This is a genomic window from Rhizobium rosettiformans W3 (assembly GCF_004912135.1).
Classification (GTDB): Bacteria; Pseudomonadota; Alphaproteobacteria; order Rhizobiales; family Rhizobiaceae; genus Allorhizobium; species Allorhizobium rosettiformans.
Genome location: NZ_STGU01000001.1, coordinates 330,120 through 356,418, shown reverse-complemented (window position 1 = coordinate 356,418; position 26,299 = coordinate 330,120). Strand labels below are relative to the sequence as shown.

Here is a 26,299-nt window from a genome sequence, read left to right as displayed (position 1 = left end):
GCCCGGGAAAACCCGGGCAGACCTTGATTTTGGGTGGTTCAGATCAGAACGGCGAATCCGGGAAGTAGTAGTTCTCGGCATTCTCCGGCGTGATCAGCGTCGCGTCGAGCGTGTAGGTGCCGTGAACCGGAACCGCATCGTAGAGCGCAGCAGCCGTCAGCTCCATCGCCGTGCCGACCATGGACGGCGGGTAGAGAACGTTGACCGGCACCATCTTGTCGCCGTCCATGACCTTCTTGATCATGTCCTTCGAACCGGCACCACCGATGATGTACTGGATGTCGGTACGGCCGGCCTGTTCGATGGCCTGGAGAACGCCCACAGCCATGTCGTCGTCCTGGCACCAGACCACATCGATCTTCGGATACTTGGTCAAATAGTCCTGCATGACCTTGAAGGCATCGTCGCGGTTCCAGTTGCCGAACTGGCGGTCGAGAACCTTGACGTTGGAGCCTGCGATACCCTCATCGAAACCGTCCTGGCGCTGCTGGTCGATCGGGATCGGCAGACCGCGGATGATGACGACTTCGGCATCCGGCGAGTTCTTGGCGATGTACTCGCCGGCGACCTTGCCGAGCGCCGGGTTGTTGCCGGCGACATAGAGGTCACGCACGCTGTTGTCATTGGTCGAAGGTGCACGGTCGACGATGGTGACGAAGTGACCCTTGTTCTTCACTTCCTTCATCGCGTTGACCAGCGGATCCGGATCGGTCGGCAGGATGACGAGCGCATCGATGCCCTGGACTTCCAGGTCCTGCACGGCATTCGCCTGCGTGGCAGGATCGGCCGAGGTCTTCACGACGACGTTGAGGCCGGGATGCTCCTTCATCAGGAGTTCGGCGACGCGGTTGGCATGGTAGACGACGCCAGCGGTCCAGCCGTGGTCGGCGGCCGGGATGGACACGCCGATCGTCTTGGTTTCCTGCGCCTGCGCTGCCGCGAAGAGCGAGGTGAGCGCCGTCATGGCAACGGCAAGCCCGAGCAGTTTCTTGTGCATTGGTTTCCTCCCAAAATGCCTAGGGTCGAGTTGGAACGGACCGGGCGACCCTCCTGCCCGGTCACGCGTCACGCCTTGCGCGCCAGCGACCGCTGGACGAGCATCGCGATGATGATGATCGTGCCCTGGATGGCGCCGATCAGATATTCGGAGATGAAATTCGAGAGCAGCATGATGTTGCCGACGAGCTCGAGGATGAAGGCGCCGCAGATCGTGCCCCAGACGCGACCGGCACCACCCTTCAGTGCCGTCCCACCAACCACGACGGCGGTAATGGCCTGCAGTTCCCACAGAATGCCCGTGGTCGCGGACGTCGAGCCGAGACGCGGCACGTAGAGCAGCACGGCAATCGCGACACAGAGCCCCTGGATGACGAAAGCGATGGTGCGCACCCGGTCGACCGCAATGCCGGAATAGCGCGCGACATCGCGGTTGGATCCGACGGCGACGACGTGGCGGCCATAACGCGTGCGATAGAGTATGACGGCGGCAATGGCGGTCACCACGAGGATGACGACGATCGGCACGGGCAGCCCGAGGATCGAACCGAAATAGACGGGCCGATAGATCTCCTGCTGGGCCGGGTCGCGCAGCGTGATCGCCCCGCCCTGGGAGAGCCAGGTTGTCAGGCCACGATAGATGCCCATGGTGCCGAGCGTGGCAATAAAGGGCTCGATCTTGCCAACGGTGGTGATCAGGCCATTGGCAAGACCGCAGAGCGAGCCGATGATGATAGCGAGCGCCATGGCGGCTGCGATCATCAGGCCGGGATCTGCAATCGCGCCGGAATTCATGAAGAGGATCATCAGACTGGCCACGAAAGCCACCATGGAGCCGACCGAGAGATCGAGGTCGCCCGAGGATATGACGAAGGTTGCCCCGACGGCGATGATCGCGATGAAGGCGGAACGCGTCGCGACATTGGCGAGGTTGGTGAGGCCAATGAAGTTCGGGTTTACCAGCGCACCGATGATCAAGAGGATCAGCAGCGCCGCGAAAGGCGCCACGGCCCGCAGGTCGACGTCGCGCCAGGTGCGGCGGCCAGGGCCAGGGGTGGTCGTTTCAGTCTCGGCAGTCATGGTCTTCCCGTCTCCTCCCGCACCTCGCACCGGAGGTCGCATACCCTGAAGTCTTCGTTTCGAAGCCCGGTCTTGTGCGCCGAGCCTTAGTCATCGATCAGCTCGCCATCTGCCGTTTCAGCCCGGCGGCGTAGCGCATGATCGTCTGTTCGTTGATGTCTTCGCCCTCGAGCAGACCGACCATCCGGCCCTCGCGCATGACGGCGACCCGCGTGCAGAGCCCGATCACCTCGGGCATCTCCGAGGAGATGACGATGATCGAACGCCCCTCTCGGGCAAGTGCCGCGATAAAGTGATAGATCTGCTGCTTGGTGCCGACATCGATGCCGCGCGTCGGCTCGTCGATGATGATGATGTCGGGCTCGACTTCCATGATCTTGGCAAGCAACAGCTTCTGCTGGTTGCCTCCGGACATGCGCCCGACCCTAACGCGGTCATCACGCACACGGATGTCGAAGCGGCGCTTGGCACGCGCCATCGCCTTCGCCTCGCTGCCGGGATCGAGGTAGCCGTGGCGCACATGGTTGTCCATCGACTGCAGCGTCAGGTTGGCGGTCATGCCCTCGCCGAGCAACAGGCCCTTGCCCTTGCGATCCTTGGTCATGTAGGCGAGCCCGCGCCGGTTCGCCTCGCGGAAATCGCCGGCGTCGAGCACCATGCCCTTCAACTGCACGTCACCGGAGAGGCGCGGACGAAGACCCGCCACCGCTTCCATCAGCTCCGTGCGGCCCGAACCGATGAGGCCGGAAAACCCCAGCACTTCGCCCCGCTTCAGGTCGAAGCTCGCATTCTTGACGAAACCGGTCGTCAGGTTTTTCACCGACAGGGCGATTTCCTCGTCGACATCGGGCTCGTGTTTGGTGGGATAAAGGCTCGACAATTCGCGGCCGACCATCAGCTGCGCGATCGCCTCGCCATCGAGTGCCGATGTGGGCGCGGTCTTCACCCACTGCCCGTCCCGCAGAACGGTGACGCGGTCGGTCAGCTCCATCACCTCGTCAAGCTTGTGCGATACGAAGACGAAGCTCGTGCCGCGGGCGCGCAGCTTGCGCACCTGATCGAAGAGCACTTCCGTCTCCTCACGCGACAGCACCGCCGTCGGCTCGTCCATGAAGACGATCCGCGCCTTGCGGCTGATGGCCTTGGCAATCTCGACCATCTGCTTGTCGGCAACCGCGAGAGAGCTGATCAGCGCGTTTTCGTCGATCTTGGAGCCGAGCTGGTTCAGCACACGGCGCGTCTCGGCCCGCATCGTCTTGCGGTCCAGAAGGCCGAAGTGGGTCACTTCGCGACCGAGAAACAGGCTTTCGGTGACGGTCAGATGCTCGGCGAGATTGAATTCCTGATGGATCAGCACGATGCCCATGGCTTCAGCGGCACCGTTGGCCGGCAGCGTCACCGGCTCGCCATCGAGCAGGATTCGCCCTGCCGTTGCCTGCTCGAAGCCCGAGAGGATCTTGACCAGCGTCGACTTGCCCGCGCCGTTCTCGCCCATCAGCGCATGGACCTCGCCCGGCGCCACATCGAAGTCGACGCTGAACAGCACCTGGACGTCGCCAAATGACTTTGAAATACGCTCCGCCACGAGCACGGGTGTCCGCGCCTCGCCCCCAACCGATGTCATGCAATCCTCCCGGCGGTCCTCCACCGCTCTGCCATCTGTGTAAACCTTTACATGACCGATGTAAAGGTTTACATCATTCACTCACAGGGAGATTTTGTTCCCTCTCGGCTTTCGCAGTCGCAGCAGTAAATGTAAGGTCTCCAACGATTCCAGACGGATAGGGGATAAAGCCGCGTGCCGAATTCTGCACCAGCGACGATCGAGGACGTGGCACGCATCGCAGAAGTGTCGATCGCGACCGTGAGCCGTGCGATCCACACGCCGGACAAGGTGGCGAAATCGACCCGGCAGCGGGTGAACCAGGCCATCGCCATCACCGGCTACACGACCAATGCCATGGCGCGCTCGCTGCGCATGGGCCGGTCGAACATGATCCTCATCCTGGCGCCCGACATCGGCGACCCGAATTTTTCCTCGACATTGATCGGCCTGGAAAACGAAGCCCGCGCCCATGGCTATGGCGTCCTGATCGGCCATACCCAGAACGATCCCGAACGTGGGCTGGAATATCTGAAATTCCTCAGCTCCGGCCAGGCGACGGGCCTCGTGCTCTTCACCGGCCACGAACCCTTCGGCCATCAGGTCGTCGGCCAGCGCCTGCCGCCCTCGGTCGCCGTTTTTGAACCCGTGTTCGGCTCGAAGATTTCCTATGTCGGCGTCGATGACGTGGCCGGCGCGCGAAAAGCGGCCGAACATCTGCTTTCCTCCGGCCACCGCTCCATCGCCTTCATCGGCGACAGCAAGACACGCCTCGGCCACCAGCGCCGCCGCCAGGGCTTCGACAAGGCGCTGGATGCCGCGCGCATCCCGCCGAACCAGCGTTTCGTGCTGGAAGGCGAAGGCACGATCGAAAGCGGCCGCCTCGCCGTCGAGCAGCTCTTCATGCGCGACCAGTTGCCGACCGCTTTCATGTGCGTCAACGATGCCACCGCCGTCGGCGTGATCAACGGCCTTACCGCCCGCGGCTACGACCTGCCGCACGACTTTTCCGTCATCGGCTTCGACGACGTGCCCCAGGCGACCTATCTCAACCCGGCGCTCACCACCATCCGCCAGCCCCGCACGGCGATCGGCCGCCAGGCCATGGCGCTGCTGATCAAGTCCCTCGGCGATCGCACGATAGAGCGCCAGGAGATCTTGCTGATGCCGGATCTCATCGTGCGCGGCTCGGTGACGGGGCCGGCAAAGCGCTGACCGCGCTGCAGCGCCGCCTTTGCAGATGGACCCATCATCAGTCTTGGCCGTTGACCGAGATACCCCTACATTCGCGGGTCCGGATCCCGGCCCTGCCCCAGCAATCGGAATGCCCCCATGAGTGTCGCCTTCACCAAGGAAGAGAGTTCGGAAACCGCGGCGGAAACCCATCTGCCGGATCGCCCGATCTCGCCCCATCCGAACCTCGTGACGGCGGAAGGCTTGAAGCGTCTGGAGACCGAGGCCGAAGAGGCCCGCGCCGCCTATCTCGCCGCGCAGGTGATCGAGGACATCAACGAGCGCCGCCGTCAATCGGCCGTGCCGTATCGCGATCTGAAATATCTGACGGAGCGGCTGCGCACCGCGCAGGTCATCCCTGCCCCTGAGAGCAATGCCGTTGTGGCCTTTGGCAGCACGGTGACATTCGAGCGGGACGACGGGCGAGTGCAGACCTACCGCATCGTCGGCGAGGATGAAGCCGATCCGAAGACCGGATCGATCTCGTTCGTCTCACCGGTCGCGAGCCGATTGATGGGCAAGGCCGTGGGTGACGTCGTGACGGTCGGCGATCAGGAACTGGAGATCACTGCGATCGGGTGATCGGCCCACTCACCCCTCCACCGTCATCCTCGGGCGTGTCCCGAGGATCTACTGGCGCCTGACGGAAACTCGACCCTTCGGGCGACCGCTGCGCCCGCCCGGCATTCCTGAACCGTCCAAACCGCGACACCCTTGGTAGATCCTCGGGACAAGCCCGAGGATGACGGTCGTTTAGGAACACGAAGGGCCGGGACGCTTGCGCGCCCCGGCCCCAGTCGCACTCGTATACCCAGCAATCAAACGTAGCGGTTGACCACGTTTTCCAGCAGTTCCTGCTTGCCGGAAACCGGCTTCGGGTTGATGTTCTGGCTTTCGACGCGGGCGGCGATGGCGTCGAGGCTTTCCTCGCCGCGCAGCATCTTCTGGTTTTCTGCCTTGTCCCAGCCGGCATAGCGGTTGGCGAGGGGTGCGGACAGAGCCTTGTCTTCCACCATCTTGGCGGCAGCCTTCAGGCCACGGGCGCAGCAATCCATGCCGCCGATATGACCGATCAGCAGGTCTTCCGCATCGAGCGACTGACGGCGCAGCTTGGCGTCGAAGTTCGTGCCGCCGGTGGTGAAGCCGCCGGCCTGAAGAACCTGATAGTAGGCCAGCGCCATTTCCGGAACATTGTTCGGGAACTGGTCGGTATCCCAGCCGGACTGGTAGTCGTTGCGGTTCATGTCGATCGAGCCGAAGATGCCGAGCGCATTGGCAAGCGCCAGCTCGTGCTCGAAGCTGTGGCCGGCGAGGATCGCGTGGCCCTGCTCGATATTGACCTTCACTTCCTTTTCGAGACCGTAGTTCTTCAGGAAGCCGTAGACCGTTGCGACGTCGTAGTCATACTGGTGCTTCGACGGCTCCTGCGGCTTCGGCTCGATCAGGATCGCGCCCTTGAAGCCGATCTTATGCTTGTATTCGACCACGAGGTTCAGGAAGCGGCCCATCTGGTCCAGTTCCTTCTTGAGGTCGGTGTTGAGCAGCGTCTCGTAACCTTCGCGACCGCCCCAGAGAACGTAGTTCTCGCCGCCGAGGCGCTGGGTCGCGTCGAGGCAGGTCTTCACGGTCGCAGCGGCGAAGGCGAAAACGTCAGGATCCGGGTTGGTGGCAGCGCCCGACATGTAGCGGCGATGCGAGAACATGTTCGCCGTACCCCAGAGCAGCTTGACGCCGGTCTCTTCCTGCTTCTTGGCGAAGTAGTCGACGATCTCGTTCAGGTTCTTGGTGTTCTCGGCAAAGCTGTTGCCCTCGGGGCGAACGTCGGCATCGTGGAAGCAATAGTACGGCGTGCCGAGCAGCTGGAAGAATTCGAAGGCGACATCGGCCTTCATCTTCGCCGCATCCATCGTGTCCTTGAACCACGGGCGCTCGAAGGTATTGCCGCCGAACGGGTCCGTGCCCGGCCAGACGAAAGTGTGCCAATAGGCAATCGCAAAGCGCAGATGGTCTTCCATGCGCTTGCCGAGAACGACTTCGTCCGGATTGTAGTGGCGGAAGGCCAGCGGATTGGTGCTGCCTTCGCCTTCATATTTGATCTTCTGGATATTGCCGAAGAAACCTGTGCTCATGGGTAGTCCTCCTTGGTGTGTTGTGACCACCCTCCCCTTGAGGGGGAGGGACGGACCGTAAGGTCCGGGGTGGGGTGATGGCTTCGCGGCCCCTCATCCGCCTGCCGGCACCTTCTCCCCGTGAACGGGGAGAAGGACATGCGCCGCCACCGTTGCCGTCCCCTCTCCCCGCCTGCGGGGAGAGGGTCAGGGTGAGGGGCAAACTTTCAAATCCCGCGGATCGCTGGATAAAGCGCCCGGTAGCGGCCATAGGCCGTCTCATATGCCGACGTGAGACCCTTGGCCGGCTCCACCGTCTCCGCCGTTTCCGGCGCGGTGCAGACCGAAAGCGGGTCGGCTCCCGTCGCGGCGATCAGGCCGAGGCGGGCGGCACCGAAAGCCGCGCCGAAATCGCCGTCGGCGGGAATGTCGACCGGCATGTCCAGTGCCGTCGCAATCGAAGACAGCCAGTAGCACGAGCGCGAACCACCACCGATCGCCGTCACGCGGTCGATCCTGGTGCCGGCGGATTTCAGTGCCTCGAGGCTGTCGCGAATGGCGAAGGTCACCCCTTCCAGCACCGCCTGGGTCAGCACCGCGCGGTCGCTCTCATGGCCGAGCCCGATAAAGGCACCCCGGATCTTCGCATCATTGTGCGGCGTGCGTTCGCCCGAGAGGTAAGGCAGGAAGGTCACCCCTGTCGGGGACTTCAGCGCATCGCCGAGTTCGCCGGTCAGTTCGCCCGCGGATTTGCCGGTCACGGTAGAATGCCAGTTCAGTGCGTCAGTGGCCGAAAGGATGACGCCCATCTGGTGCCAGGTCTTGGGCAGAGCGTGGCAGAAGGCGTGCACGGCACTTTCCGGCTTCGGCAGATAGGAGGCGTTGGCGGCAAACAGCACGCCCGATGTCCCGAGCGAGACGAAGGCCTGGCCTTCCGCAACGGTCCCCATGCCACAGGCGGAGGCCGCATTGTCCCCTGCCCCACCGGCGACAACGACATCAGAGCCGAGACCCCATTTTTCGGCCAACTCGGCACGCAGGGTACCGGCGCGATCCGTGCCTTCGACGAGGCCCGGCATCTGCTCGACGGTGAGGCCCGTGGCCTCCAGCAACTCGCTCGACCAGGCGCGCTTACCCGTGTCGAGCCAGCTGGTGCCGGCCGAATCCGACATGTCTGAGAGATATTCACCCGTCAGCCAGAGGCGCAGGTAGTCCTTGGGCAGGAGGACCTTGGCCACCTTGCTGAAGGTATCGGGCTCGTTGTTCTTCACCCAGGCCAGTTTCGGTGCCGTGAAGCCGGGGAAGACGATGTTGCCGGTCAGTGCCCGAAAGCGTGGATCGGCGTCAAGGCTTGCCGCTTCCGCATGGCTGCGCGTGTCGTTCCAGAGAATGCAGGGCCGGAGCACCCGATCCTTCGCATCGATCAGTGTCGCGCCATGCATATGGCCGGAAAGGCCGATGCCCTTCACCGCCGCCAGTTCCTTCGGATGCGAGGCCTTGAGCGCAGCAACGGCCTCTTCCGTGGCGCGCAGCCAGTCGCCCGGCGCCTGCTCCGACCAGCCCGGATGCGGCCGCTGTACGGTCATGGCCGCATGGCCGACGCCGATGACCTGCTGCGCATCATCGATGAGCATCGCCTTGACGCTGGATGTGCCGAGATCCAATCCGAGATACATGGGTGTCCTCCGTTCCTCTGCCTTCAGGGCAGATTGTCCTTCAAGAATATGTCGATACGAATGCGCTCCTGGGCAGCCACAACCGGCAGCCCGTCGGCCTTGGCCTTCAGGACGCGGATGGCGCTGCGCACCTCATGGCCCGCATCCTGGTTGAGCACTGCATCGATCAGCCCCGACTGCAAAGCATCGCGGGTCGTTTCCGTCAGCTCATGCGCAATGACAACGGGACGTCGCTCACGCGGCAAGCGATCCAGAGCCCTCACGAGGCCGCGATTGCCGGCGCCGAGACTGTAGAGCGCGACGATATCGTGTCGCCTCGAAAAGAGCTCCGCCACCAGCCGCTCCACGGTGACGGGATCGTCCCGCCCTTCGAGCACCGGCAGCAGATCAAGTCCGGCAAAATCGGCGGCCATCACGGAGGCGAAGGCATCGCAACGCTCCCGGTGGTCACGCACCAGCATGGAGCCGGCGAGCACGCAGACCTTGCCCTGGCGACCCCCGGCAAAGCGCCCGAGCAGGCTGGCAGCGGTTCGCCCTGCAGCGGCATTGTCGATCCCGGCATAATGATCGCGATCGGTTCCGGAGAGATCGGAGACCAGCGTCACCAGCGGAATGCCAGCCGCCGAAATCTCTGCTGCGGCCTCGGCCACCTCGGGCGCATCGACAGCGACGAAGGCAATGCCAGCAGGCTCATGCGTCGCGGCCTCTCTTAAGGCGGCAGCGAGGGCCGGCGCATCGAATGCGGGCACATCGACAAGGCGGATCGCGATGCGCTCCACGGCAGCACGTGCGCTCGCCTCTTCGAGCGCCAACCTCAGGCCGCGCATGAAGGAATTGTCGTTCGAGGGAATGATGAAGGTCAGCGGATAAACGCGCCCCTTGGCGAGGTTCGCGGCCGCCACATCGCGCACGAAGCCGAGTTCACTGACCGCCTGATCCACCTTCTCGCGAGTGCGCGCGCTGACCCCCGGCCGCCGGTTGAGAACCCGGTCGACGGTGGCAAGGCTAACGCCCGCGCGGCTTGCGATGTCATGGACAGTCGGCTTCATAGTCTCCTCCGGCGCCTGTCCTACACCAGTCACTGAGGTACGTAAATCAGAAATCTGATGTACGTACCTCTATAACCACAAAAAACAGGCCGCCCGAAGGCGGCCTTGAGGCTTGGAGATCTTGGGCAGGATGGCGCGGGAAGCTTACGCCGGGATGATCCTGTCAGTGCCCGGAGCCGGCCGGGGCTGCCCCCTTCGGCTTCTTCAACAGCAGCACGAGGAAGATCAGCGCGACAAAAAGCACTGTCAGCCCCATGAACACGTCAATGAAGGACAAGAGCCAGGATTGCTGCGTGACAACGCCCGAAAGCTTCGCGATCGCGACTGCCGTGCCATCGAGGCCATAGCTGTCGTAGTTGGCACCGACACTCGCCAGCCAGTCGAGAGCCGCCTGGTTGCTCCAGGAGAGCTGCTCGGAAAGTCTCGCATAATGGTCATCGGAGCGCTGCGTCAGCATGGTGTTGATGATCGCGAGCCCCACGGCGCCGCCGAGGTTACGGGTGAGGTTGAACAGGCCGGACGCATTCTTGATGCGGTCCGGCGGAAGGGTGCCGAGCGCCAGATTGTTGATCGGGACCATGCAGATCATCAGCGAGCAACCGCGCAGGATCTGCGGCACGAGCAGCTCATAGAAGTCCCAGTCCGCGGTCATGCCAGTCATCATATAGGTGCCAAGCCCGAAGCCACCGAAACCGATCATCATCATGACGCGCGGATCGAGCTTGTTCGACAGAGCCCCTGCAACGGGCGCCGTCAGGAACATTGCAGCACCGGAAACGAACATCGTTTCGCCGATCATGAGCGAGTCATAACCACGGATGCGTCCCAGATAGAGCGGGTAGAGATAGGTGAGACCGTAAAGGCCAACCCCCATGACGAAGGAAAAGAGCGAACCGAAGGCGAAATTGGCGTTGGAAAAGGCTCTGAGATCGACCACCGGCAACTCGACCTTGAACACGCGCCAGAAGAAGATTGCCCCACCGATCACCATGGCGATGGTGCCCATCACGATGTGATGGTCGTTGAACCAGTCCTTGTTGTTGCCCTCTTCCAGCACGAACTCCATCGTGCCCAGGAAGACCGCCATGGAGGCAAGACCCCACCAGTCGAACTTCTTCAGAAGCTTGAGGTCCGGCTTGTCGAAATCGATCAGGCTCCAGGCCGCGGCTGCGACCAGCACGCCGGGAATGACGTTGATCAGGAACAGCCAGTGCCAGGACATCGCATGGCTGATGTAACCGCCGATCGTCGGACCAATGGTGGGTGCCAGCGTCGCCACAAGGCCAACCATGGGCGAAACGATGTTGCGCTTGGACGGCGGGAAGATCGTGAAGGCGGCCGCAAAGACGGAAGGGATCATGCCGCCGCCGATGAAGCCCTGGATCGCGCGATAGACGATCATCTGTTCGATGTTCGTCGCGGTCGCACACAGTGCGCTGGCAAGCGTGAACCCGGCAGCACAAAAGGTGAAGAGAACCCGCGTCGACAGGATGCGCGCGAGCACGCCCGAGAGCGGGATCATGATGACTTCGGCGATCAGGTAAGACGTCTGCACCCAGGCGATCTCGTCGGAACCCGCACCGAGACCGGCCTGAATTTCGGAGAGTGAAGCCGAAACGATCTGGATGTCGAGGATCGACATGAACATGCCGAAGACCATTGCCAGAAAGGCGAAGACGCGTCTGGGATCCATCCGCTCCTCGGCGGGAGCCGAGGGCGCGATATCTGTCGTGACTGCGGCCATGACACGGCCCTTTCGATAACGTCAGCCGGTGATCTTACTTCGCGGCAAGCGCCTGGCCGTCAGGGGCCGTGCGGGTGTCGACGTCGACGATGACGCTGAGGCCGGCGCGCAGATGGCCACCGGCAAGAGCATCCTTGGGCAGCGCGATGCGAACGGGCACCCGCTGTACGACCTTGGTGAAGTTGCCGGTCGCGTTCTCGGCCGGCAGCATCGAGAAGATGGCACCCGATGCCGGGGCGATCGACGTGACGGTGCCCTCGAGCGGCTGGTCGCCATAGGCGTCGACATGGATCGACACCTTGGAGCCCGGCACGAGATCGGCGATCTGCGTTTCCTTGAAGTTCGCCTCGATATAAAGCTCGTTGGTCGGAACGAGCGCTGCAAGCCGCTTGCCGGCGGAGACGAGATCACCGGCCTGAACGGCCAGATTGCCGACAACGCCGTCATAAGGCGCCTTGAGGACGGTAAAGTCGAGGTCGCGCTTTGCCTTATCGATCGCCAGCTGCTGCAGGCGCACGGTGTTCAGCGCTTCCTCGCGCTGCGCCTTGAGGATCGAAAGATTGGCATTGGCGGAATCCACGGCAGCCTGGCCGGCAACGAGATTGGCGCGCGCCTGATCCAGCGCCACCTTCGCGTTGTCGAGGTCGGCCGTGGTGCCGACCGACTTGGATGCAAGTTCGCTCGCCCGATTGGCCGTAATCTCGGCGCCGCGGACCGAGGCTTCCAACGCTCCGAGCTGGGCCTGGGCCTGGGCCACACTGGCCTCTCCGCCGATAATCTGGGCGTCGATCCGCTTGACGGACAGCTCAGCCGTCTCCTTGTTCGCCACAGCCTGGTCGTAAGCGATCTGATAGTCGCCGCCGTCGAGCGTCACCAGCGGCTCACCCGCGCGGACGAACTGGTTGCTGCTCACATTGACCGTCTGGACGTAGCCCGAGACCTTCGGCGAGATGATGGCGATATCGCCCTCGATATAGGCGTCCTCCGTGGACACCATGAAGCGTCCATTGGTCCACCACTCATAACCATACCACGCGCCACCGGCGAGCAGTGCTGCCAGGATGACGGGCAGCACCGGGCTGCGGCGCTTGGGCTTGGACGGTGCGGCTTCCGGAGCCGGATCTGGTACCCCGGCTTCCGTTTCGGTCACGGGCGCGGCCTCATTCCGATCGACTGGAGTAGGAGTGGAACGAAGGGCGGTGGATCTTTGCGTCGATGACATGGTGGAAACCAGGGATGGGTTGAATTTATTCGAACTGAACCGTTCGGTTCGATTGACATATAGGTTTCGCTAACGCATATCAAGGCATAGAAACGCGGATTTTCACTGAAGATCCCTCTAAGTTAATTTTTGATGGCGTGATGCCGAGGCAGACGATGAAACAGGAAGAGATCACAATGGCAGTCCCCGAGGGCTGCGGTGGGGTCGGCCGGTTCGCGGCGGGTGCAGACCCGGTCAAGCGAGGCCAGATCCTGGACGGCGCGAAACGCGTTTTCATGAAGCTCGGCTACGACGCCGCCAGCATGAACGACGTCACGCGCGAAGCTGGCGTATCGAAAGGTACCATCTACGTTTACTTCCAGAGCAAGGAAGATCTTTTCGGCGCTCTGGTCGAGCGTGAGAAGAGCGCCTTCGATGCCGCAATTCGCCAGATCCTGGCAGAGAGCGCCAATGTCGAGGAAGGCCTCCGCCGCTACGCGCTCGCCCATGCGCACTTCATTCTCGACACCGAGATGATCCCCACCATGCGCATTCTTATGGGCGTGCTCGACCGAATGCCGGCCCTCTGTCAGCGCTTCTTCGCCTCGTCGCCGACCAACATCAAGGTTCTGTTGCAGGACTATATTGCAGCGGCGCATGAGAAGGGCGAGCTCGACGTAGAGGACAGCGACCTGGCGGCCCGTCAGTTCATCGACATGTCCACGGCGGGTTACTTCAAGAAGCGCCTCTTCAATGACATCCCGGTCCGTCCGGATGACAAGGAGATCGGGCGGGTTGTCGATTCCGGCCTGCGGATGTTCATGAACTTCTATGGTCCGAAAAACACGGACGCCCGTGTCTGATCACTGAGGGAACTTTGTTCCGTCGGGGGACTTTTATCGGCGGCTTGCCAATGCCCAAGATATGCCGCATGTCTTGGGTTCCCCCCTCCGTTTGATCAGCACGGAAGACAACAATGCAGGATATCCTTCTTCTCCTCCAGGACCCCGCCGCCTGGGTCGCCCTCGTGACGCTCGTCGTCATGGAAGTGGTTCTCGGCATCGACAACCTCATCTTCATTTCCATCCTGACCAACAAGCTGCCGCAGGAGATGCGCGAAAGGGCCCGCCGCATCGGCATCGGCCTGGCGCTTGTCATGCGCCTCGCTTTGCTCGGCACCGTCGCCTGGATCGTCCAGTTGACCACGCCGGTCTTTGAAGCCTTCGGCCACGGCTTCTCCTGGAAAGATATGATCCTCATCGCCGGTGGCCTCTTCCTCGTCTGGAAGGCCACGAAGGAAATTCACCACAACGTCGATCCGATCGACAAGGAAGAGGATTTCATCGCCTCGACGGCGTCGACGACCTTTGCCAGCGCGATCGGCCAGATCCTGCTGCTCGACCTCGTCTTCTCGATCGACAGCATCATCACCGCCGTCGGCATGACGCCTCATCTGCCGATCATGGTCGTGGCCGTTCTTGCCGCCGTCACCGTGATGCTGGTGGCTGCCACCCCGCTTGCCAACTTCATCGAGAAGAACCCGACGATCGTCATGCTGGCACTCGCCTTCCTCCTGATGATCGGCACCACGCTGATTGCCGAAGGCATGGGCTTCCATGTCCCGAAGGGCTATGTCTACGCCGCGATGGCCTTCTCCGCACTGGTGGAGGTCCTGAACATGTTTGCCCGCCGCAAACGCGAGCGCGACCGCCTGTCGAAGCAAGTGGTCCATTGAGGATACGGCTCAAGAACATTGAAAGGCCCGTCGCGAGATGGGCCTTTTTTACGGGAGCAGTCGCCACGGACACGGATCGCCTCTTGCCGGACCTGCCGCAAGCGCTTACGCCTTCATCGATGATCCGCACTCTTGCCGGAGCCCCATGACCTACGAGCAAATTCTCGCCTTCAGCCTCATCGCCTTGATGATGGGCGCGTTTCTCTGGGAGAAGTTCCGCTACGACGTCGTGGCCTGCGTGGCCCTCGTCGCGGCCGTTGCCCTCGGGCTGGTGCCGGCCAGCGAAGCCTTTTCCGGTTTCTCGGACGATCTAGTCATCATCGTCGGCAGCGCTCTGGTGGTCAGCGCCGGCGTGGCGCGCTCAGGCGTCGTGGATCTTGCCATCAAGCGCTTTTTTCCGGCTCTGAGCTCCCTGCACGGGCAAATGCTGCTCTTGCTGGTGACGGTGACCGTGCTTTCCGCCTTCATCAAGAATATCGGCGCCCTCGCCATCATGATGCCGGTCGCGTTCCAGTTCGCCCGCAGATCCGCAGTCACGCCCTCCGTCTTCCTGATGCCCATGGCATTCTCGGCCCTTCTCGGCGGCCTGATGACGCAGATCGGCACCTCGCCGAACATCGCGGTCTCGCGCCTGCGCGAGGAACTGACGGGCCAACCCTTCACGATGTTCGACTTCACGCCCGTTGGAGGGACCCTGGCCGTTGCTGGCATTCTGTTCCTGATCTTCTTCTACTGGCTCGTGCCGCGCCGCGAGAACCAGAACCCCTCGCTGCAGGAAGCGCTGGAAGCCTCGAGCTTCGCCACGGAGGCGATGATCACGCGCCAGTCGCCCTTCGCCGGCAAGACGCTCCATCATCTCCTGCAGACGGCTCACGGGGATGTCGTCGCGACGGCCATCCTGCGCGGGCATACACGGCTCTCGCCCTTTCCGGATGTCCTGCTGCATGAGGAGGATACCCTCCTGCTGGAAGGCCCTTCCGAGGCGCTCGACCGCATCGTCTCGCAGGGCAATCTCAGCCTCTCGGGCAACACGCAAGGCGACCGGAAAAAGCGTGGTGACATTTCCTCCGTCGAGGCGGTCATCGGTCGCGGCTCGCCGCTGATCGGACAGACGACCAGCGAGCTCTCTCTGGTGCACACCTATGGGGTCAACCTCCTGGCCGTCAGTCGCCAGGGCAAGCGCATCCGCGAGCGCCTCGGGCAACTGACGCTGCGCTCCGGTGACGTCGTGGTGCTGCAGGGCCTGCGCCAGCAGATGCCCGCCATCCTCACAGAGCTCGGCTGCCTGCCGCTCGCCGAACGCGAAATCCTGCTCGGCACCAGCCGCAACATCTTCATCCCGCTGGCGATCCTGGTGGTCGCCATGGGGTCGACGGCCCTCGGCCTCGCTCCGGTTGCCATCGCCTTCTTCGCGGCCGCTCTGGCCATGGTAGCCTTCGGCGTGTTGCCGGTGAGCGAGGTTTACCGTGCCGTCGACGGGCCGATCCTCGTGATGCTGGCAGCGCTCATTCCGGTTGCAGATACCCTTCGCACATCAGGCGGCAGCGATGTCATCGCCGGCTGGCTGAACGCGGTGGCTGGCGGTATGCCGGCCTGGGGCGCGGTCGCCATGATCCTGCTCACCGCCATGGCTGTGACGCCCTTCCTCAACAATGCGGCGACCGTTCTCGTCATGGCCCCGATCGCCGCGAGTTTCGCCACAGGTCTCGGCTACAAGCCGGAAGCCTTTCTGATGGCGGTCGCGATCGGCGCGGGGTGCGACTTCCTCACCCCCATCGGCCACCAGTGCAACACGCTGGTCATGGGGCCCGGCGGCTATCGCTTCTCGGACTATCCGAGGCTCGGCCTGCCTCTGTCGTTTCTGATCGTGGTGGTCTCGGTCCCAGCACTTCTGATGGTCTGGCCGGTCAGCTAGCCGCCTTTTGAAACGGGGAAAAAACGCAAAGAAAAACCTGCGTCGGCGGGACGCAGGTTTTCCTTGGGGGCGGGGACTTGGGGGAGAGCACAGGCCGGACGGTTAAGGGGCTCGCCTGCCATTTCGTTGGCCACGGAGAGAAACCGGAAAAACCTCCATGTTCCCCATATCCCGTCGCGTCCGGTTGGCACGGCCTGCGCTCTGTTCTCAAGAACGCGGGATCAGCCGCCGGGTTCCGGCCCTCGAAAAATAATTTTGAAGTTTTTTTCGGCAGGGCCACCAAAGGGCCGGCATCCGTGGTTTTTCTTGACGCACGGCTATGAATATGGCCTAAGGCCACCCGGTGGAACAGGCCGCCCGTCCGGGCGCAAACCTGCATCACGCAGCCATCATCGGCAGTCCCACAATTTTCGGTCCGGCGTTCAGGCGCCAGGTCCCCCGCACGCACCACGAGCTGAATTCCATGACCACATCAGGCGTCCGCGTCCGCATCGCACCCTCCCCGACCGGCGAACCCCATGTCGGCACGGCCTATATCGCGCTGTTCAACTATCTCTTCGCCAAGAAATTCGGCGGTGAGTTCATCCTGCGCATCGAGGACACCGACGCGACCCGCTCGACGGCTGAATTCGAGCAGAAGGTGCTGGACGCGCTGAAATGGACCGGCCTCACCTGGTCGGAAGGTCCCGATGTCGGCGGCCCCTATGGTCCCTATCGCCAGTCCGAGCGCAAGGACATTTACCGCCCCTTCGTCGAGCAGATGGTCCGCGACGGTGGCGCCTTCCGCTGTTTCTGCACGCCCGAGCGGCTGGAGCAGATGCGCGAAGCCCAGCGTGCAGCCGGGAAGCCCCCGGGCTATGACGGGCACTGCCTCAACCTGAAGGCCGAAGAAGTAACCGCCCGCATGGAAGCCGGCGAACCCTCCGTCGTGCGCCTGAAGGTGCCGACCGAAGGCTCCTGTGATTTCCACGACGGCGTCTATGGCGACGTGTCGATCCCGTGGGAAAGCGTCGACATGCAGGTGCTGCTCAAGGCTGACGGCATGCCGACCTATCACATGGCGAATGTCGTCGACGACCACCTGATGAAGATCACCCACGTCGCCCGCGGCGAAGAGTGGCTGGCATCCGTGCCGAAGCACATCCTGATCTACAAGCATCTCGGTCTCGAGCCGCCGAAGTTCATGCACCTGTCGCTGATGCGCAATCACGACAAGTCGAAGCTGTCGAAGCGCAAGAACCCGACCTCGATCTCCTATTACTCCGCTCTCGGCTACCTGCCAGAAGCGCTGATGAACTTCCTCGGCCTGTTCTTCATTCAGATCGCCGAAGGCGAGGAACTGCTGACCATGGAAGAGCTGATCGAGAAGTTCGATCCGGACAACCTCTCAAAGGCCGGCGCGATCTTCGACATCCAGAAGCTGGACTGGCTGAATGGCCGCTGGCTGCGCGAAAAGCTCTCGCCAGAGGATTTCGTCGCCCGCACGCTCGACTGGGCCATGGAGAACGACCGACTGGTCGAAGGCCTGAAGCTCGCCCAGAGCCGCGTCACCAAGCTTGGCGAACTGCCACCGCTCGCAGGCTTCCTGCTCGCAAACGACGTGGGCCTCACCCCAGCCTCCTTCGGCGGCTTGAAGACGAGCCCGGCCGAGACGCTCGAAATCGTCACGACCGTTCAGGCGGATCTCGAAAAGATCCTCGAATGGAATGTCACGACCATCGAGGAAGAGCTGCGCGCGATTTCCGAACGCATGGGCAAGAAGCTCCGCGTCGTCACCCCGCCCCTCTTCGTCGCCGTCTCGGGCAGTCAGCGTTCGCTGCCGCTGTTTGACTCAATGGCGCTGCTCGGCCGCTCGGTCGTGCGCCAGCGGTTGAAGGTCGCGATCCAGGTGCTGACCGCGATGGCGGGTGCGCAGAACTGAGGGAAAGCCCCTCCCCCTTGTGGGGAGGGGTTGGGGAGGGGTTTTGCCCTGAGCAAGGCGCCTCCCCTCCCCGTCGCTTCGCTCCGACCCTCCCCACAAGGGGGAGGGCTGACCGAGCCAGCCGCACCGGCGAACTAAAACGAACACAGCCGCAAAAGGCAAACACACGATGACCGAACAGAAGACCGAAACCGCCCTCTCCTCCGACCCGACCGAGGTCCGCCGCCAGAAGCTCGACCAGCTGCGCAAGACCGTCGGCGACGTCTATCCGGCGCATTTTCACCGCACGCTGACCAACGCGGAATTCGCGGAGAAATACGCTGGTCTCGAGCCGGATCAGGAGTCGGACGACATCGTCACGGTCGCTGGCCGCGTCTATTCCTCGCGCAATTCCGGCATGTTCATGGACATCCATGACGCCTCGGGCAAGATCCAGATCTTCTCCCACAAGGACACGACCCCGGAAGAGGCCCGTGCGCTTCTGCCGATGATCGACCTCGGCGACATCATCGGCGTCAAGGGCCAGGTCCGCCGCACCAAGCGTGGCGAGCTCACCATCAACGCCCATGAAATCACCATGCTGACCAAGACGCTGCTCCCCATGCCGGAGAAGTATCACGGTCTTGCCGATATCGAGTTGCGCTACCGCAAGCGCCACCTCGACATCCTGACGAACGAGGAGTCGAAGCTCCGCTTCCAGCAGCGCTCGAAGATCGTCTCCGGCATCCGCCGGTTCATGGAAGGCGAAGGCTTCCTCGAGGTCGAGACGCCGATGCTGCAGACGGTCTATGGCGGCGCCACTGCCGAACCTTTCAAGACCCACCACAACACGCTGAAGATGGACATGTATCTGCGCATCGCGCCGGAACTGTTCTTGAAGCGCACGCTGGTGTCGGGCCTGTCCGACAAGGTATTCGAGGTCAACCGCAACTTCCGCAACGAAGGTGTGTCGACGCGCCACAATCCCGAATTCACCATGATGGAATGCTACTGGGCCTATGCCGACTACGAGGACATCATGGGCCTCGTCGAGCGCATGTTCGAGACGCTAGCCGTCGCGATTCACGGTTCGAGCGACGTCACCTATGGCGACAAGACGCTTTCCTTCAAGGGACCGTTCAAGCGCGTACCCATGCCGGATGCCGTCAAGGAAGCAACCGGCATCGACTTCCTGGCGATCAAGACCGACGAGGAAGCCCGCGCCGCAGCCAAGGCTGCCGGCTTCGAAGTCGAGAAGGACTGGACCTGGGGCGAATGCCTCGCCTTCATCTTCGAAGAAAAGGTCGAGGGCACGCTGATCCAGCCGTCGCACGTCACCCACTTCCCGAAGGACATCTCGCCCTTCGCCAAGGAAGTCCCGGGCGAACCGCGCCTCGTCGAGCGTTTCGAGACCTATTGCAACGCCTGGGAAGTCGGCAACGCCTTCTCCGAACTGAACGACCCGGAAGAGCAGCGCAAGCGCATGGTCGAGCAGCTCGAACAAGCCCATTCGCGCGGCGAGAAGGACAAGCAGCTCGACGACGAGTTCCTCGATGCGATCGACCAGGGCATGCCGCCCGCGGGTGGTCTGGGCATCGGCGTCGACCGCCTGATCATGCTCCTGACCAACGCCCCGTCGATCCGCGACGTCATCCTCTTCCCGGCGCGCCGCAACAAGGCCGACTGAGCCGGATCATCCCGGAAAAGACAAAAGCCCCGGTCACAGGCCGGGGCTTTTTCGTTTGATCTGTTGATGATCCGAGGGGCCTTTGCGCCGAGCATGAGCACTCACGCCAACGCGCCGCAGCGGCTCGCGTCAGTGCCCCGCTTCGGCATGCTCGTCGCCCGTGGCCTTTGCCTTTGGCGGCAGGATGGCTTCGTCTTCGGCAGGCATGTCGTGACCGCCGGTCGCGTGATCGTCGCCGGGCTTCGCGGCATGATCCTCTGCAGCCGGTTCATGCGCATCCTTGGCCGCACCATGCTCTTCCGGCTTGGCCGCTGACGGCGAGGCGGTGTCGGGCGTGATCGGCTGTGCGCGCATCTTTTCCAGCCATGCGGCGCCATGATCGGCACTCGCAGCACCGTCAGCGCCGTGGCCTTCTTCGGCCTTCGCGGCCGTCTCCTCGACCGGCGCGTCCTCTTCCGAGCCGCCGAGACCGACCATCGACTTCAGCGAGCTGAACCAGCCCCCGTCCGCTGCGGGCGTTTCTTCTGGAGCGGCCTCATGTCCGGCAACGGCGTCCGCACTCTGCTCATGGGCACCGGCATCGCCGCCATGCGCCGTCTCTTCGGTGGTCGCGTGTGTTTCCTCGCCATGCGCCACCGGTGTTTCGCCATGGTCAGAGGCCTCGCCATGCGCGGCGGCAGCAGGTTCTTCGCCGTGAGCAGCCGGTTCGGCTGTCGCGTGCTCGCCTTCAGCATCATGGCCGGCATTGCCATGTGCGACAGCAGCCGGTTCCGCATGATCCTCGGCCGGCGCCTCGTGACCCTCGGCCACGGCACCATGGCCGTCAGCGGGTGCTGCATGGCCATCCGCCGGTGCGGCATGTCCCTCGGCCGGGGTCTCGTCTCCACCGAGACCGACCATGCCCATCAGCGAGGCCATCCAGCCCTTGCTTTCTTCCGCGCCGTGCTCGGCAACGGGCGTTTCCTCACCATGCTCGCCGGCAGGTGCCTCGCCATGGCCCTCAGCCTCGCCGTGCCCACCCGCATCTCCGTGACCATCGGCTTCGCCATGTCCGGCCGCGTCGTCATGTCCGTCGGCGGCCTTCTCGCCATGCGCATCCGCCGCGCCATGGCCACCGGCCTTCTCACCATGGCCATCGCCTTCCGGCACCAGTACCTCGGGCTTCACGCAGTCGGTCTGGTCGTTGAGCCTGGCAACGAGCGCCTGGATGTCGTCTTCGAGCATGTCCACGCGCTCGCCGAAGAACTCGCCATTGGGCGCGGCCGATCCATCGACATAACGCGCCGTCAGCACCCGCGCGGAGACCTCTTCCGGCACATGGCTCGGATCCGGCACGTAAATGACATCGGCGCCAACCGCACGTCCGCGCATGCCGGAGCGATCCTTCGGCCCGTTTGCATCGAGCACGACCACCTGCACGAGGTCGGCCTTCTTCGTTTCCTGCAGGGACTTGGCGACCCGCAGCGCCGTCTTGACGCGCGTCAGCCCGTCGCCCGGTTCGTTTGTCGTGATGAACTTGCGCACCCAGAAGCGGTCCTTCTTCTGGATCTCGACCGTCTTGACTTCGGTGCATTCGAGGCCGTTCAGCTCGGCATAGGAGGGCCCGAGAAGCTTGTCGGCGCCGATATAGACGGCAGCGGCACCCGTGCCGCCGAGAGTGACGAGCACCCCGCCCAAAATCAGCATGAGCTTTCGTGAAAGGTGGATCTTGGGCACCTTCACGCTTGGAACTCCGCCATGACACCGTCCCGACTGTTTACGCGATACTGAAGGCGACCATACCCCCCTCTCCTTGCGGAACCTTTAACCCCGCCTTTCCAAACCGGGACAGCAGTCGCTCCCAGAGTTTTTGCGAATGATTTGCAAGAGCATTGACAACGACGCGAAGCGCTATAGATTTTAATGCGAATGACTTGCAAGAACAGGAATGGACCATGGTCTCAAAGCTTGCGTGCCGTCTCCTTGCCCTGGCGCTCCTCGTGCCGGGAGCAGCCTTTGCCGATGACAAGCCGAAGGTCGTCACCACCTTCACCGTGATTGCCGATATCGCGCAGAATGTTGCAGGCGATGCCGCAACTGTTGAAAGCATCACCAAGCCCGGCGCTGAGATCCACGGCTACCAGCCGACACCGCGCGATATTCTCAAAGCCCGCGATGCCGATCTCGTCCTGCGCAACGGCCTGAACCTCGAAGCCTGGTTCGAGAAATTCCTCGCCAATCTCGGCGATGTCCCGACTGTTACCGTCAGCGACGGTGTCGAGCCGATTGGCATTGCCGGCGGCGCTTATGACGGCAAGCCGAACCCGCATGCCTGGATGTCACCGGAAAACGCGCTGATCTACGTTGAGAACATCCGCAAGGCGTTGACGGACATCGATCCGGCCAATGCCGCGATCTACGAAGCCAATGCGCGGACCTATTCGCAGCAAATCAGCGCCGAGATCGAGCCGATGAAGGCGGAGATCGCCAAGATCCCGGAAAACGAGCGCTTCCTGGTGACGAGCGAAGGCGCCTTCTCCTACCTCGCCCGCGATCTCGGAATGCAGGAGCTCTATCTGTGGCCGATCAATGCCGACAGCCAGGGCACGCCGCAACAGGTGAAGGCTGTCGTCGACCAGGTGATCGAAAACAAGATCCCCGTCGTATTCTCCGAGAGCACCGTCTCCGACAAGCCGGCCCAGCAGGTCGCGGCGGAAACCGGCGCCCGTTATGGCGGCATCCTTTACGTGGATTCGCTGAGTGAGCCTGACGGCCCGGTCCCGACCTATCTGGACCTCCTGAAGGTGACGGTTTCGACCATCGTGAAGGGATTTGCCGGATGATCATGGGATCGGGCGGAAGACGCAATCGCGAGGGGATCGCCGCAGAGGATGTGACGGTTACCTATCGCAACGGCCATACGGCCTTGCGCCATGCGAGTTTCGCCATCCCGCCCGGAACGATCACTGCCCTTGTCGGCGTCAACGGTGCCGGCAAATCGACCCTCTTCAAGGCAATCATGGGCTTCGTGCCGGTCGCCTCCGGCGAAATCCGCGTGCTCGGCATGAGTGTCCGCGAAGCCCTGCGACAGAACCTCGTCGCTTACGTCCCCCAAGCGGAAGAGGTCGACTGGAACTTCCCCGTGCTCGTCGAGGATGTCGTCATGATGGGCCGGTACGGCCATATGAGCTTCCTGCGCATTCCCTCGAAGCGAGACCACCAGATGGTCGAGGAGGCACTCGCCCGCGTCGGCATGAGCGACTACCGCAAGCGCCAGATCGGCGAACTCTCCGGCGGCCAGCGCAAGCGCGTCTTCCTCGCCCGCGCGCTTGCCCAGGAGGGACAGGTCATCCTGCTCGACGAACCCTTCACCGGCGTCGACGTGACCACCGAAGAACAGATCATCGGCCTGATGAAGGACCTGCGCGCCGAAGGCCGTGTGATGCTGGTCTCAACCCACAATCTTGGCAGCGTGCCGGATTTCTGCGACCGGACCATCTTCGTCAAGGGAACGGTGATCGCCTCCGGCAAGACCGAGGACACCTTTACTGAAGACAACCTCAAGACCGCCTTCGGCGGCGCACTGCGCCACTTCGTGCTTGCCGGCCGCGACCTGCACGACGACGATGACGGCCGCGAAGTCACAGTCATCACCGACGACGAGCGTCCCTTCGTCATCTACGGCCAGCCAAAACCGGGAGCCGCTGATGCTCGCGACCCTGGCTGAGCCCTTCACCTATGACTACATGCGCAACGCCATTCTGGTGTCTGCGCTGGTCGGCGGCGTTTGCGGCTTCCTCTCGGCCTATCTGATGCTCAAGGGCTGGTCACTGATCGGCGATGCACTCTCGCATGCCATCGTGCCCGGCGTCGCCGGCGCCTATATGTTGGGCCTGCCCTTCGCCTTCGGCGCCTTTCTCTCCGGCGGGATGGCAGCTCTCGCCATCCTCTTCCTGAACCAGCGCACCAAGCTGAAGGAAGACGCGATCATCGGGCTGATCTTCACCTCCTTCTTCGGACTTGGCCTGTTCATGGTGTCGATCTCGCCCGTCTCGATCGACATCAAGACCATCGTGCTCGGCAATATCCTCGCGATCTCTCCTGCCGACACGCTGCAGCTCGTCCTGATCGGCGGCGTCAGCCTTCTCGTGCTGACGGTGAAGTGGAAGGACCTGATGGTGACCTTCTTCGACGAGAACCACGCCCGCTCGATCGGGCTGAAGCCGGAGCGCCTCAAGGTGATCTTCTTCACCCTGCTTGCCGCTTCGACCGTCGCCGCCATGCAAACCGTCGGCGCCTTTCTCGTCATCGCAATGGTCGTCACCCCGGGCGCCACCGCCTATCTCCTGACCGACCGCTTCCAGCGGCTGATCCTGCTGGCGCTCGGCATTGGTGCCGGCACCAGTTTCGTCGGCGCCTATGCGAGCTATTTCCTCGATGGCGCGACCGGCGGCATCATCGTCGTCCTGCAGACGCTGATCTTCCTCGCAGCTTTCCTCTTTGCCCCGAAGCACGGCATGCTCGCCGCGCGAAGCCGTGCGCGCGAGGCGCTCCAGCCCATGCCCCAGGCAGCCGCGGCAGAACCACATCGCCTGCCCGAGGAGCGCCCCGCATGAGCGAAACCCTCGAACTCGCCCTCCTCCCCTTTCAGCTGCCCTTCATGCAGACGGCCTTCATCGTTACACTGATGATCGCGGTGCCGATGGCGCTTCTCTCCTGCCTGCTGGTGCTGAAAGGCTGGTCGCTGATGGGGGATGCCGTCTCCCATGCCGTGCTGCCTGGCGTCGTCATTGCCTATATCGCCGGCATTCCGCTTGCCATCGGTGCCTTCGTCGCCGGCGTCTTCTGTGCGCTTCTGACCGGCTTCATCAAGGAGAACAGCCGCATCAAGGAAGACACTGTGCTCGGTATCGTCTTTTCCGGCATGTTCGGCTTGGGGCTCGTGCTGTATGTCCAGGTCGAAAGCGCTGTGCATCTCGACCACATCCTTTTCGGTGACATACTGGGCATCCTGCCGTCGGACCTGATCGAGACGGGCCTGATCGCGCTCTTTGCCACGACCTTCCTCGTCCTCTTGCGCAAGGATCTCCTGGCCCACGCCTTCGATCCGCAGCATGCCCAGGCGATCGGCCTCTCCGTGCGCCTCCTGCATTACGGTCAGCTTGCCGTGCTTTCGTTGGTCGTCGTCGGCGCCTTGAAGGCCGTGGGCATCATCCTCTCGGTGGCGATGCTCGTCGCCCCCGGCGCGATCGCCTTCCTGCTGACCAAGCGCTATGCGGCAATGCTCGTCACGGCCGTCGTCGTCGCCGTCACGTCGTCACTCGCAGGCATCTATCTGAGCTTCTTCCTCGACAGTGCGCCCGCGCCGACGATCGTCTTGATCATGAGCGGCATCTTCGTCGTCACTTTCCTGATCGGCCAAGTGCGGAACCGAAAGACGGAAGCGAGCGCCTAAACGCGGCCGACTTCCTCGGCCCGCCGCGCGCGGCGCGACACCACCCATTCCCGCCACACGGTGAAAAGCCCGGCGCCCACGACGATGACGGCGCCGACAACCGTGTTCCAGCGCAGCACTTCGCCGAAGACCGTCACCGCGATCATCGCACCCAGCACCAGCTGCCAGTAAGAGATCGGCTGAACGATCACGGCGTCAAGGTTTTCATAGGCCTTGATCAGCGACAGGTGGCCGATGATGCCGGTGCAGCAAAGCCCGATCATCAGAGCCCATCCCTCCGGGGTGAAGGGCGTCCAGAAAAAGGGCCCGAGCAGGTTCGAGCCGATAAAGCCGACGATCGCCAGATAGAAGAAGCTGGTCGATGGCTGGTCGTCGCGGCTGACGAGGCGGGTGGCGATGCCATAGATCGCGCCAAGCACGGCGCAGATCAGCGGCAACCAGATGTAGGAATTGAACCCGTCGCTGCTGGGCGAGAGCATGATCACCACGCCGACGAGGCCGAAAAGGATGGCTGTCCAGCGCCGCCAGCCTACCTTCTCGCCGAGGATCGGCATGGACAGGAGCGCAACGAAGATCGGCCCGGCCGCGAAGATCGCCTGGCTCTGCGCGAGCCCCACCTGCGTGAAGGCGACGATCGAGATCAGTATCTGCGAGAAGAGGATCAGCCCGCGGAGAATTTGCAGGAACGGTCGCTTCGTGTTGACCGCCACGCGAAGGCCGCCGCTGGAGCGCATTGCGAGAAACAGCGCGAAAGCGACGAAGGCCCAGTAGCGCACCATGGCGACCTGCACCGGCGAATGGGTCTCGCCGAGATGCTTGGAAAGGCCGTCCTGTATGGCGAAGACGGAGAAGGCGGTGAAGGTGAAGAGATAGCCGAGCGGCGTCGATTTCATGGGGCGAAGAGAACTTTGCACGAGGAGGGATCCGTGGACGAAGCA

Annotated in this window: 21 protein-coding genes; 11 read left to right on the top strand and 10 right to left on the bottom strand. The window is 62.9% G+C overall.

Translation table 11 applies throughout. The annotated features are described in order from the left end of the window. Positions 1–43 precede the first annotated feature (43 nt). The 3 genes from FAA86_RS01675 to FAA86_RS01665 all read right to left on the bottom strand — a co-directional run bounded on the left by FAA86_RS01675 (position 44) and on the right by FAA86_RS01665 (position 3,700). Positions 44–997 (bottom strand): substrate-binding domain-containing protein, encoded by a 954-nt coding sequence (locus FAA86_RS01675; RefSeq protein WP_136538074.1) that lies wholly within the window; start codon positions 995–997, stop codon positions 44–46. A 68-nt stretch (positions 998–1,065) separates the two neighbouring features. Further along, positions 1,066–2,076, bottom strand: coding sequence for an ABC transporter permease (locus FAA86_RS01670; protein ID WP_113461077.1), 1,011 nt, complete (start codon positions 2,074–2,076; stop codon positions 1,066–1,068). A 97-nt stretch (positions 2,077–2,173) separates the two neighbouring features. Continuing rightward, a complete protein-coding gene (locus tag FAA86_RS01665; protein ID WP_136538073.1) occupies positions 2,174–3,700 on the bottom strand; it encodes a sugar ABC transporter ATP-binding protein in 1,527 nt (508 codons plus the stop codon). A 174-nt stretch (positions 3,701–3,874) separates the two neighbouring features. On the opposite strand from FAA86_RS01665, the gene FAA86_RS01660 reads away from it, so the two are divergent. Then, a complete protein-coding gene (locus FAA86_RS01660; protein WP_136538072.1) occupies positions 3,875–4,894 on the top strand; it encodes a LacI family DNA-binding transcriptional regulator in 1,020 nt (339 codons plus the stop codon). Positions 4,895–5,011: 117 nt separating this feature from the next. Beyond that, entirely contained in the window at positions 5,012–5,494 is a 483-nt protein-coding gene (gene greA / locus FAA86_RS01655) for a transcription elongation factor GreA (protein ID WP_136538071.1), read from the top strand. Between the two features lie 236 nt (positions 5,495–5,730). Here the strand turns inward: greA and xylA are convergent, their stop codons facing one another. The 5 genes from xylA to FAA86_RS01625 all read right to left on the bottom strand — a co-directional run bounded on the left by xylA (position 5,731) and on the right by FAA86_RS01625 (position 12,711). Next, complete coding sequence (xylA, locus tag FAA86_RS01650) at positions 5,731–7,041, bottom strand: xylose isomerase (protein WP_136538070.1); 1,311 nt, start codon at positions 7,039–7,041, stop codon at positions 5,731–5,733. 206 nt (positions 7,042–7,247) lie between these two features. After that, positions 7,248–8,696, bottom strand: a complete 1,449-nt coding sequence (gene xylB / locus FAA86_RS01640) for a xylulokinase (RefSeq protein WP_136538069.1) — start codon at positions 8,694–8,696, stop codon at positions 7,248–7,250. A 23-nt stretch (positions 8,697–8,719) separates the two neighbouring features. Then, complete coding sequence (locus FAA86_RS01635; protein ID WP_136538068.1) at positions 8,720–9,745, bottom strand: LacI family DNA-binding transcriptional regulator; 1,026 nt, start codon at positions 9,743–9,745, stop codon at positions 8,720–8,722. A 163-nt stretch (positions 9,746–9,908) separates the two neighbouring features. Next, positions 9,909–11,489 carry a DHA2 family efflux MFS transporter permease subunit gene (locus FAA86_RS01630; protein WP_136538067.1) on the bottom strand — a complete coding sequence of 527 codons (1,581 nt, stop codon included), beginning with the start codon at positions 11,487–11,489 and terminating at the stop codon, positions 9,909–9,911. Between the two features lie 34 nt (positions 11,490–11,523). Beyond that, entirely contained in the window at positions 11,524–12,711 is a 1,188-nt protein-coding gene (locus FAA86_RS01625) for an HlyD family secretion protein (protein ID WP_136538066.1), read from the bottom strand. Positions 12,712–12,887: 176 nt separating this feature from the next. Between FAA86_RS01625 and FAA86_RS01620 the strand changes: the two genes are divergently transcribed. The 5 genes from FAA86_RS01620 to lysS all read left to right on the top strand — a co-directional run bounded on the left by FAA86_RS01620 (position 12,888) and on the right by lysS (position 19,927). Beyond that, on the top strand, positions 12,888–13,553 hold the full coding sequence (locus tag FAA86_RS01620; protein WP_136538065.1) for a TetR/AcrR family transcriptional regulator: 666 nt from the start codon (positions 12,888–12,890) through the stop codon (positions 13,551–13,553). A 113-nt stretch (positions 13,554–13,666) separates the two neighbouring features. Then, on the top strand, positions 13,667–14,425 hold the full coding sequence (locus FAA86_RS01615) for a TerC family protein (RefSeq protein WP_113461086.1): 759 nt from the start codon (positions 13,667–13,669) through the stop codon (positions 14,423–14,425). Positions 14,426–14,570: 145 nt separating this feature from the next. Then, positions 14,571–16,340: an SLC13 family permease gene (locus FAA86_RS01610; protein ID WP_136538064.1), complete on the top strand. Its 1,770-nt coding sequence runs from the start codon at positions 14,571–14,573 to the stop codon at positions 16,338–16,340. Between the two features lie 463 nt (positions 16,341–16,803). Continuing rightward, positions 16,804–18,261, top strand: coding sequence for a glutamate--tRNA ligase (gene gltX, locus FAA86_RS01605; protein WP_136538063.1), 1,458 nt, complete (start codon positions 16,804–16,806; stop codon positions 18,259–18,261). Between the two features lie 169 nt (positions 18,262–18,430). Further along, entirely contained in the window at positions 18,431–19,927 is a 1,497-nt protein-coding gene (gene lysS, locus FAA86_RS01600) for a lysine--tRNA ligase (protein ID WP_136538062.1), read from the top strand. A gap of 129 nt (positions 19,928–20,056) precedes the next feature. On the opposite strand, the gene FAA86_RS01595 is transcribed toward lysS, so the two are convergent. Beyond that, complete coding sequence (locus tag FAA86_RS01595; RefSeq protein WP_136538061.1) at positions 20,057–21,649, bottom strand: putative sodium/potassium/calcium exchanger; 1,593 nt, start codon at positions 21,647–21,649, stop codon at positions 20,057–20,059. A gap of 212 nt (positions 21,650–21,861) precedes the next feature. Here FAA86_RS01595 and FAA86_RS01590 point away from each other — a divergent pair, with 212 nt between their 5' ends. From FAA86_RS01590 to FAA86_RS01575, 4 genes are read left to right on the top strand one after another with little or no spacing between them, the layout of a single operon-like run. Then, positions 21,862–22,749, top strand: coding sequence for a metal ABC transporter substrate-binding protein (locus FAA86_RS01590; protein ID WP_136538060.1), 888 nt, complete (start codon positions 21,862–21,864; stop codon positions 22,747–22,749). Then, positions 22,746–23,633, top strand: coding sequence for a manganese/iron ABC transporter ATP-binding protein (locus FAA86_RS01585; protein ID WP_281281660.1), 888 nt, complete (start codon positions 22,746–22,748; stop codon positions 23,631–23,633). The genes FAA86_RS01590 and FAA86_RS01585 overlap by 4 nt, the downstream gene beginning before the upstream one ends. Further along, positions 23,614–24,522, top strand: coding sequence for a metal ABC transporter permease (locus FAA86_RS01580; RefSeq protein WP_136538059.1), 909 nt, complete (start codon positions 23,614–23,616; stop codon positions 24,520–24,522). The genes FAA86_RS01585 and FAA86_RS01580 overlap by 20 nt, the downstream gene beginning before the upstream one ends. After that, positions 24,519–25,361 carry a metal ABC transporter permease gene (locus tag FAA86_RS01575; protein WP_136538058.1) on the top strand — a complete coding sequence of 281 codons (843 nt, stop codon included), beginning with the start codon at positions 24,519–24,521 and terminating at the stop codon, positions 25,359–25,361. Before FAA86_RS01580 ends, FAA86_RS01575 begins: the two co-directional genes overlap by 4 nt. On the opposite strand, the gene FAA86_RS01570 is transcribed toward FAA86_RS01575, so the two are convergent. Beyond that, the gene (locus FAA86_RS01570; RefSeq protein WP_136538328.1) at positions 25,358–26,254 is read right to left on the bottom strand and encodes a DMT family transporter; all 897 of its coding nucleotides are present in this window, start codon (positions 26,252–26,254) and stop codon (positions 25,358–25,360) included. The genes FAA86_RS01575 and FAA86_RS01570 overlap by 4 nt on opposite strands. Positions 26,255–26,299 lie beyond the last annotated feature (45 nt).